At 65.2% G+C, this 7,668-nt stretch carries 7 protein-coding genes and 1 pseudogene; 6 read left to right on the top strand and 2 right to left on the bottom strand.

The features are described from left to right. From VML93_RS27805 to VML93_RS27780, 6 genes and pseudogenes are all read left to right on the top strand, one after another. Nucleotides 1–181, top strand: a pseudogene (locus VML93_RS27805) (acyl-CoA dehydrogenase); the annotation flags it as partial. Between the two features lie 7 nt (nucleotides 182–188). Beyond that, on the top strand, nucleotides 189–1,319 hold the full coding sequence (locus VML93_RS27800) for an acyl-CoA dehydrogenase family protein (RefSeq protein WP_325615474.1): 1,131 nt from the start codon (nucleotides 189–191) through the stop codon (nucleotides 1,317–1,319). Between the two features lie 3 nt (nucleotides 1,320–1,322). Further along, nucleotides 1,323–1,745 (top strand): PPOX class F420-dependent oxidoreductase, encoded by a 423-nt coding sequence (locus VML93_RS27795; RefSeq protein WP_325615473.1) that lies wholly within the window; start codon nucleotides 1,323–1,325, stop codon nucleotides 1,743–1,745. Nucleotides 1,746–1,756: 11 nt separating this feature from the next. Then, on the top strand, nucleotides 1,757–2,815 hold the full coding sequence (locus tag VML93_RS27790; protein ID WP_325615472.1) for a dihydrodipicolinate reductase: 1,059 nt from the start codon (nucleotides 1,757–1,759) through the stop codon (nucleotides 2,813–2,815). Between the two features lie 150 nt (nucleotides 2,816–2,965). Further along, on the top strand, nucleotides 2,966–3,403 hold the full coding sequence (locus VML93_RS27785; RefSeq protein WP_325615471.1) for an MmpS family transport accessory protein: 438 nt from the start codon (nucleotides 2,966–2,968) through the stop codon (nucleotides 3,401–3,403). Continuing rightward, the gene (locus VML93_RS27780) at nucleotides 3,400–6,330 is read left to right on the top strand and encodes an MMPL family transporter (RefSeq protein ID WP_325615470.1); all 2,931 of its coding nucleotides are present in this window, start codon (nucleotides 3,400–3,402) and stop codon (nucleotides 6,328–6,330) included. Before VML93_RS27785 ends, VML93_RS27780 begins: the two co-directional genes overlap by 4 nt. A 13-nt stretch (nucleotides 6,331–6,343) precedes the next feature. Here the strand turns inward: VML93_RS27780 and VML93_RS27775 are convergent, their stop codons facing one another. Further along, nucleotides 6,344–7,174 (bottom strand): DegV family protein, encoded by an 831-nt coding sequence (locus tag VML93_RS27775; RefSeq protein ID WP_325615469.1) that lies wholly within the window; start codon nucleotides 7,172–7,174, stop codon nucleotides 6,344–6,346. Between the two features lie 3 nt (nucleotides 7,175–7,177). Continuing rightward, the coding region (locus VML93_RS27770; protein WP_325615468.1) for an SGNH/GDSL hydrolase family protein at nucleotides 7,178–7,668 on the bottom strand (491 nt) is incomplete at its 5' end.

The following is a 7,668-nucleotide window of genomic DNA, read 5'->3' as shown; positions in this document are numbered from 1 at the left end:
CGAATTGCTGGTCGAGGTGGCCGGACCCGACGCACTCCCGATTAACGGTGACGAAATCGCTTCTCCCCCATGGGCGCAATCAAGCGCTCCGCGCTACCTCAACTACCGCAAGACGTCGATCTACGGCGGCAGCAACGAAGTACAGCGCAACATCATCGCGTCCACCATTCTGGGATTGTGAGGCAGCCATGGACTTTCAGTTGAGCGACGAGCAGTCCCTGCTCCGCGACACCACCCGCGACCTGCTGGCGCGCAGCTACGACCCGGAAAGCCGCATCAAGGTCATCGACACCGAGCTCGGCTGGAGCCGCGAGGTATGGAGCCAGCTGGCCGACATCGGGATTCTCGGCCTGGGGTTCGACCCGGACGATGAGTCGGGCCAGATCGAGATCATGGCCGTGCTCACCGAAATCGGACGCCGCCTCGCGCCCGAACCCGTCGTGCACGGCGCACTGGCGCCCGGTTCGCTGATCGCCGAGCAGGGCAGCGACGCGCAGAGAGAACTGCTGGACGAGGTCGCGGGCGGCCAACGGCTGCTGGCCTTCGCGCACCTGGAACCCGGCCAGCGCAAGCCGGCGACGGCCACGTCCGATCTCACCACTCGCGCTGAGCGACAAGGTGATTCGTGGCTGCTCAGCGGACGCAAGAACCCGGTGCTGGCCGGTGACTGCGCCGACACCCTGGTGGTGAGTGCCGTATTGCCGGACGGCGGCGCCGGGTTGTTCCTGGTCGACGCCTCGCAGGAAAACACAGCCGTGACGCGCCACCCGTACCCGACCTTCGACGGACAGCGCGGCGCGCAGATCGACTTCGACCGCAGCCCCGCCGAACCGTTAGGCGAAGCGGTAGACGCGTCGCGCGCCATCGTTCACGCCGTCATCCGCATCCAGTCGGCGCTGTGCTCCGAGGCCGTCGGCGCGATGGAGGAAGCGCTTCGGCTGACCACCGATTACCTCAAGACCCGCAAGCAGTTCGGCGTCACGCTCAACAAGTTCCAGACGCTCACCCAGCGGTCCGCGGACATGTACATGTCGCTGGAACTGGCCCGCAGCATGAGCTTCTATGCCGCGATGTCGATCGCCGACGGCAACCTCGACCCGCTGATCGCGTCGCGCGCCAAGCTGCAGATCGGCCGGTCGGGGCGGCATATCGCGCAGGAATCGATCCAGTTGCACGGCGGGATCGGCATGACCGCGGAGTATCCGGTCGGTCACTACGCGGCCAGGCTCACCGCGATCGAGCACACCCTGGGCTCCTCGCAGGATCACCTTCAGGTCCTGATCGACCACGTCGGCGACTACGGCCTGGTGCGGCTCTAGTAGATGACGGCGCTGTCGGATCGAGTCGTCGAGTTCCTCTCGGCAGGCACCCGCACCGGGATGCTGGCGTTCGTCGCCGCTGACGGCCGGCCCCTGGTCACCCCGGTCTGGTTCGTCGTCGACGATGGCGAGCTGGTGTTCACCACCCACCGCGACACGCCGAAATACCGTGCGCTGCAGCGTGATCCGCGAATCGCTATCTGCGTGGACGATCCTCACCCGCCGTATTCCTTCGTGCAGGTGCAGGGCACGGCGACAGTGGCCGACGATCCACCGCACGTACTGGACATCGCCACCCGCACCGGCGCGCGCTACATGGGCGCCGACCGCGCCGACGAGTTCGGCCGCCGCAACGCGGTTCCCGGCGAGATGGTGGTGCGGGTCCACCCCACCAAGATCCTCTCCGGATTCGATATCAGCGACTAAAGGAACACCAGATGAGCACAGCCAGCACCGACCGTCCGCTGCGGGTGATCCAGTGGACCACCGGAAACATCGGGCGGCGATCGCTGCACGCCCTCATCGGCAGGCCCGACATGGAACTGGTCGGGGTGTACGCGCACGGTTCGGACAAGGTCGGCGTCGACGCCGCCGAACTGTCGGGCTGGCCGGAGCCGACCGGGGTGAAAGCCACCAATGACGTGGAGGCCCTGGTCGCGCTGCGCCCCGACGCGTGTTGCTATAACCCGTTGTGGCCCAACATCGATGAGCTGGTGCGCCTGCTGGAATCGGGAGTCAACGTGTGCTCCAGCGCGGCCTGGATCACCGGCGGCAAGCAAACGCCGCAGGACCGCCAGCGCATTCTGGAAGCCTGCGAGCGCGGCGGCGCGACGATCTTCGGCAGCGGCGCGCACCCCGGAATGACGAACATGGTCGGCATGGTGCTGTCCGCCTCCTGCGAGCGCGTCGACGAGATCCGCATCACCGAGTCGGTCGACTGCTCGACCTACGAATCGGCGGAAACCCAGACGGCGATGGGGTTTTCCCAAGATCCGAACACTCCCGGGCTGGCCGAGAACGTGCGCCGGGAAAGCGAAGTCTTCGCGGAGTCGGCAGCCATGATGGCCGATGCGATCGGGGCGAAGTTGGACAAGATGACCTTCGACGTGGCTTTCAGCACCGCCTCCGCCGACTCCGACCTGGGTTTCATGAAGATCCCGGCCGGCACCGTCGGCGGCGTCTACGGCTACCACCGCGGCTGGGCAGGCGACCGCAACGTGGTCAGCGTCGGATTCAACTGGACCATGGGTCATCACGTCGTTCCGCCCAAACCGCTCGAGCACGGCCACGTCATCCAGGTGTTCGGGTTGCCCAACATGCGCACCGTCCTGCACTGTCTGCCGCCGAAGGATTGGACCGAGCCCGGGTTCATGGGGCTGGGCATGATCTACACCGCGATGCCGGTCACCAATGCGGTGCCGGCGGTGGTCGCGGCCAAACCGGGGATCGTCACGCTCGCCGATCTGCCGCCGGTGACCGGCCGGGTGGCCCCGTAGTGACCCCGAGGAACGCTTGCGTCCTCTAAGGCTCTAAGCTCTAACATACTTAGCCGAACAAAGAGTCTGTCGATGCCATGAGGCAGGAAGCAAGCTCTACGGTGGCGCGTTACAAACCAAGATCGGGCGGGCGAAGGCGGTGAGATCGAGTTGGGTCGCGTTATCGGCTGGGCCAAACGGATCTGGATACCCCTGGTCCTAGTGGTTGTGCTCAGCGTCTCCACATTGGTCGTGTCCCGGATCCACAAGATTTTCGGCTCGGAAGACCTCAATGCGAACGCCGGCGCCGGGATCAAGATTGTGCAGTTCAACCCGAAAGTCGTCCTTTATGAGGTCTTCGGCCCACCCGGTAGCACCGCGAACATCAACTATTGGGACGCCGACGCCAACACCCACCAGGTCAACGGCGCCCCACTCCCCTGGTCGTACACCGTCTCCACGACGCTGCCCTCGGTGAGCGCCAACATCATGGTGCAGGGTGACGGCAGTCAAATCAGCTGCCGCATCACCGTGGACGGCCAGGTCCGGGAAGAGCGCAAGTCCGACGGCCTCAACCCGCAAACCTTCTGCCTGGTGAAGTCCGCATGAGCGACCTGAACAGCAGGAGCCACCCCGACACCGAAATCACCGGACCGATCGACACCCAGGGCGCCACCGGCACCGAGCGCCGGCACCGGCCCTTCATTCCGCACATGGTCCGGCTGTTCGCGGTGCCGATCCTGCTGATCTGGGTGTTCGTCACGGTGCTCGTCAACGTCGCCGTTCCCACCCTGGAGGTCGTCGGCGAGGCGCACTCGGCGCCGATGGCCCCGATGGACGCACCGTCGATGCAGGCGATGATGCGACTGGGTCACAACTTCAAGGAATTCGATTCCAACAGCACGATCATGATCGTGCTGGAGAGTGTGCCGACACGACCCGGCGAGCCCGCCGGGCCCCTGGGCGACGACGCGCATCGCTACTACGCCGACCTGATCCGCCGACTGCAGCAGGATCACAAGCACATCCAGCACATCCAGGACTTCTGGGGCGACCGGTTGACGGCGGCGGGCGCCCAGAGCGCCGACGCCAAGGGCGCCTACGTGATGTTGAACCTGGCCGGCAACCAAGGAACCACCCAGGCCAACAATTCGGTCGAGGCGGTCCGCGAAGTCATCAAAGACAAAGACCACAAGCCACCGGCCGGGCTGAACGTCTACGTCACGGGTCCGGCGGCGCTCAGCGACGACATGCACGTCATCGGGAACGCCAGCCTGGCCAAGATCACGTTGTTCACCCTGGGCGCGATCGCGATCATGCTGCTGCTGGTCTATCGCTCGATCGTCACCACCTTGATCCAGTTGTTCATGACATTTGTCTCGTTGTTGTGCGCGCGCGGCGTCGTCGCGGTGCTAGCGTACAACGACGCATTCGGGCTCACCACGTTCGCCGCGAACATCCTCACCATGCTGGCGATCGCAGCCGCCACGGACTACGGGATCTTCCTGGTCGGCCGGTATCAAGAAGCGCGGCGGTCCGGTCAAGACCGAGAAACGGCCTACTACACGATGTTTCGCGGGGTGGCCCCGGTGGTACTGGGGTCGGGCCTGACCATCGCCGGGGCGACGTACTGCCTGAGCTTCGCGCGGCTGCCGTGGTTCAACACGATGGGCGCGCCGGTGGCCATCGGGATGCTGGTCGTCGTGCTGGCCGGGATCACCCTGGGGCCCGCCATCGTCTTTCTGGGCAGCAAGTTGGGCCTTTTCGAATCCAAGGTGGCGGCCAAGAGGGGCCGCTTGTGGGGGCGGGTCGGCACCGCGGTGGTGCGCTGGCCGTTGCCGATTCTGGCGGTGAGCGCCGCGGTCGTCATGATCGGCATGGTCGCGCTGCCGGGCTATAAGACGAGCTACAACGACCGCTACTACCTGCCCACCAGTGCCCCGTCGAATCTGGGGCAGGCGGCCGCCGATCGGCACTTCTCACAGGCCCGGATGAACCCCGACATGTTGATGGTCGAATCCGACCACGACATGCGCAACACGGCGGACATGCTGGTCTTGGACAGAGTCGCCAAGAACGTGATGCGGGTGGTCGGTATCGCCATGGTCCAGGACATCACCCGACCGCTGGGCATCCCAATTCAGCACAGCTCCATACCGTTTCAGAACAGCGTGCAGAGCCAAACGACCATGCAGAACATGGCCTTCCTCAAAGACCGCATAGCCGACATCCTCAAGTTGGCCGACCAGCTGCAGGCCAACATCGACATCACGGAACGCCAGTACGCGGTGACGCAAGGTCTTTCCCAGGCTGCTGACGACAGCGCGAAGACCACAGGCGAAACATCGCAGATCACCGATGAATTGCGAAATCACTTTGCGGATTTCGAAGACATGTGGCGGCCGATCAGGTCCTACTTCTACTGGGAAAAGCACTGCTACGACATCCCCATCTGCTTCTCGTTACGGTCCATATTCGACTCGATCGACGGTTTCGACCAGCTTGCCGAGAAGTTCCACGAGCTCACCGCAGACATCCAGCACACCGCGACGGCCACGCACGAGCTGATGACACTGTTCCCCGCGCTGATCGCTTCGCAGAAGGCCACCAAGGCCATCACGCTGACGCTGTATCAGACGTTCTCGGCGTTGATCAACCAGCTCGAGGCCATGAGCAACACCGCGATCGTCATGGGGCAAAGCTTCGACCAGTCGCAGAACGACGACATGTTCTACCTGCCCCCTGAGGCATTCCAAAACCCCGACTTCCAAACCGGCCTGCGCATGTTCTTATCGCCGGACGGCAAGTCGGCGCGCTTCTTCATCACCCACCAGGGCGATCCGATGACGCCGGAAGGTATTTCACGGGTCGATGCCGAGCGGACGGCCGCGCAGGAGGGGCTGAAACAGTCCTCGCTGTCCGACGCCAAGGTCTTTCTCGGCGGAACCGCCGCGACGTTCAAGGACATGCACGACGGCGCTAAATACGACCTGATGATCGCGGTGGTCGCGTCGCTGACGCTGATCTTCATGATCATGCTGCTGCTCACCCGAAGCGTCGTTGCCGCTTTGGTGATCGTGGGCACCGCGGCCAGCTCCATCGCCGCGTCCTTCGGACTGTCCGTGCTGATCTGGCAGAACCTGTTCGGCTTCCGGATCCACTGGATCGTGATGGCGCTGTCCGTCATCATCCTGTTGGCCGTCGGGTCGGACTACAACCTGCTACTGGTCTCCCGGTTCAGGGAAGAGATCCACGCCGGACTCAAAACGGGCATCATCCGATCGATGGCCGGCACCGGTGGTGTGGTGACCGCCGCGGGCCTGGTGTTCGCCTTCACCATGGCGGCCATGCTGGGCAGTGAGTTGACCGTGCTCGGTCAGTTCGGGTCCACCGTCTGCATCGGTCTACTGCTTGACACGCTGATCGTGCGCACGTTGCTGATGCCCTCGATCGCAACGCTTTTGGGCCGCTGGTTCTGGTGGCCGCGGGTTGTGCATCCTCGCGGCGACTACGGCCGGCCGAAGGCGACGACTTAGCCGCAGGGCTGGGTCAGCCCTCGACGTCTACGCACACCGCGACGGCCCCGCCGCCGACGTGCACAGCAAGCACCGGTCCCAGCGGGCTGATGATCGCCGGCTCGCAGGCCGGCAACCGCTGTGCCAGCGCGGCGGCCACTTCGTTCGCTCCGTCGGGGTTCGCGACATGCTGCACCGCTAAAGCAGCGGAGCGCTCGCCGACCACCTCGCAGACGCGGTCGATCATCGCCGCCGTCGCGTGGCTGACGGTGCGTGCCCGTTGGGCCAGAACGAGTTTGCCGTCGTCGATGCGCAACAGCGGCTTGAGCGCCAGCGCGGTGCCCAGCCACGCTTGGGCCCCACCGATCCGCCCACTGCGCCGCAGGTTGTCCAGGCGGTGCACCACCATGAACGCATGACTACGGCGCACCCCGGCGCCGGCGACGGCCGCGACGGCGTCCAGGTCCGCACCGCCTGCCGCTGCTCGCGCGGCGGCCAGCGCGATGAAACCGGTGCCCATCGCGGTCGTCCTGGAGTCGACCACCCGCACGGCCGCGCCGAGGTCGGCCGCCGTCCGCTGCGCGGCGGCGCAGGTTCCCGACAACGCTGACGAAATATGCACTGCCACAACCCCATCCCCGCCGCTGTCGGCCAGCGCCTGCTGGTAAGCGGCGCAGAGGTCGGCCGGAGTGGCCGCCGCGGTGGTGGCGTGGCGCTTGTGGATGTCGTCGGGGATCTCGTCCACACCGTCGCGCAGATCGACGCCGTCGAGCAAGATGTGCAGCGGAACCACCCGGATCGCCCACTTTTCACACATGTCTGCCGACAGCCGCGACGACGAGTCGGTGACCACGAGGACAGGCATGCTTCAGCCGAGAGGTTTCTGGGTCGGTACTTTAGCTGCCTGCAAGGCTTCGGCGAGCGCTTTGAGCATCAGTTCCGCCACCGCCTGGTGGGCTTCGAAATTCCAGTGAATGCCGTCGGGATTGCCACGTCCACTCATAATCTGTTCGCCGACAGCGGCTTTGAGATCCACCAACGGAATGTCTTGGCGCTGCGCCCAGTCCGTGATCGCGGCTACGGTCCCCGCGCGCCCGTGGTGCGCCTTGCCGTATGTCTCGGCGATGTGCACCGACGGCAGCGACGCCACGATCGGGATGCCCGGCCGATTGAAATCGATTGCGCCGCGGGTTTGTTCCAGGTATTCGACGGTCAAGCGGGGCGGCAACGCGGACCTGGCTATCGGGGACAGGCGGGGTTGCAACCAGCCGTAGCCGTCGCGGGCCCAGCGGCGCAGCCACGGCGGCCGCACGTAGCGAATCAGCTCACGCACCGCCGTCGGCAACACCGAAGGCAGCG

The organism is Mycobacterium sp. (genome assembly GCF_035499775.1).
In the GTDB taxonomy this organism is placed as follows: Bacteria; Actinomycetota; Actinomycetes; order Mycobacteriales; family Mycobacteriaceae; genus Mycobacterium.
This window is presented reverse-complemented; position numbering and strand designations above follow the sequence as displayed.

Bases quoted from the DNA above. Each gene is read 5' to 3' on its own strand.
- VML93_RS27780 (WP_325615470.1), top strand. From the start codon at position 3,400: ATGAGCGACCTGAACAGCAGGAGCCACCCCGACACCGAAATCACCGGA.
- VML93_RS27800 (WP_325615474.1), top strand. From the start codon at position 189: ATGGACTTTCAGTTGAGCGACGAGCAGTCCCTGCTCCGCGACACCACC.
- VML93_RS27795 (WP_325615473.1), top strand. From the start codon at position 1,323: ATGACGGCGCTGTCGGATCGAGTCGTCGAGTTCCTCTCGGCAGGCACC.
- VML93_RS27790 (WP_325615472.1), top strand. From the start codon at position 1,757: ATGAGCACAGCCAGCACCGACCGTCCGCTGCGGGTGATCCAGTGGACC.
- VML93_RS27775 (WP_325615469.1), bottom strand. From the start codon at position 7,174: ATGCCTGTCCTCGTGGTCACCGACTCGTCGTCGCGGCTGTCGGCAGAC.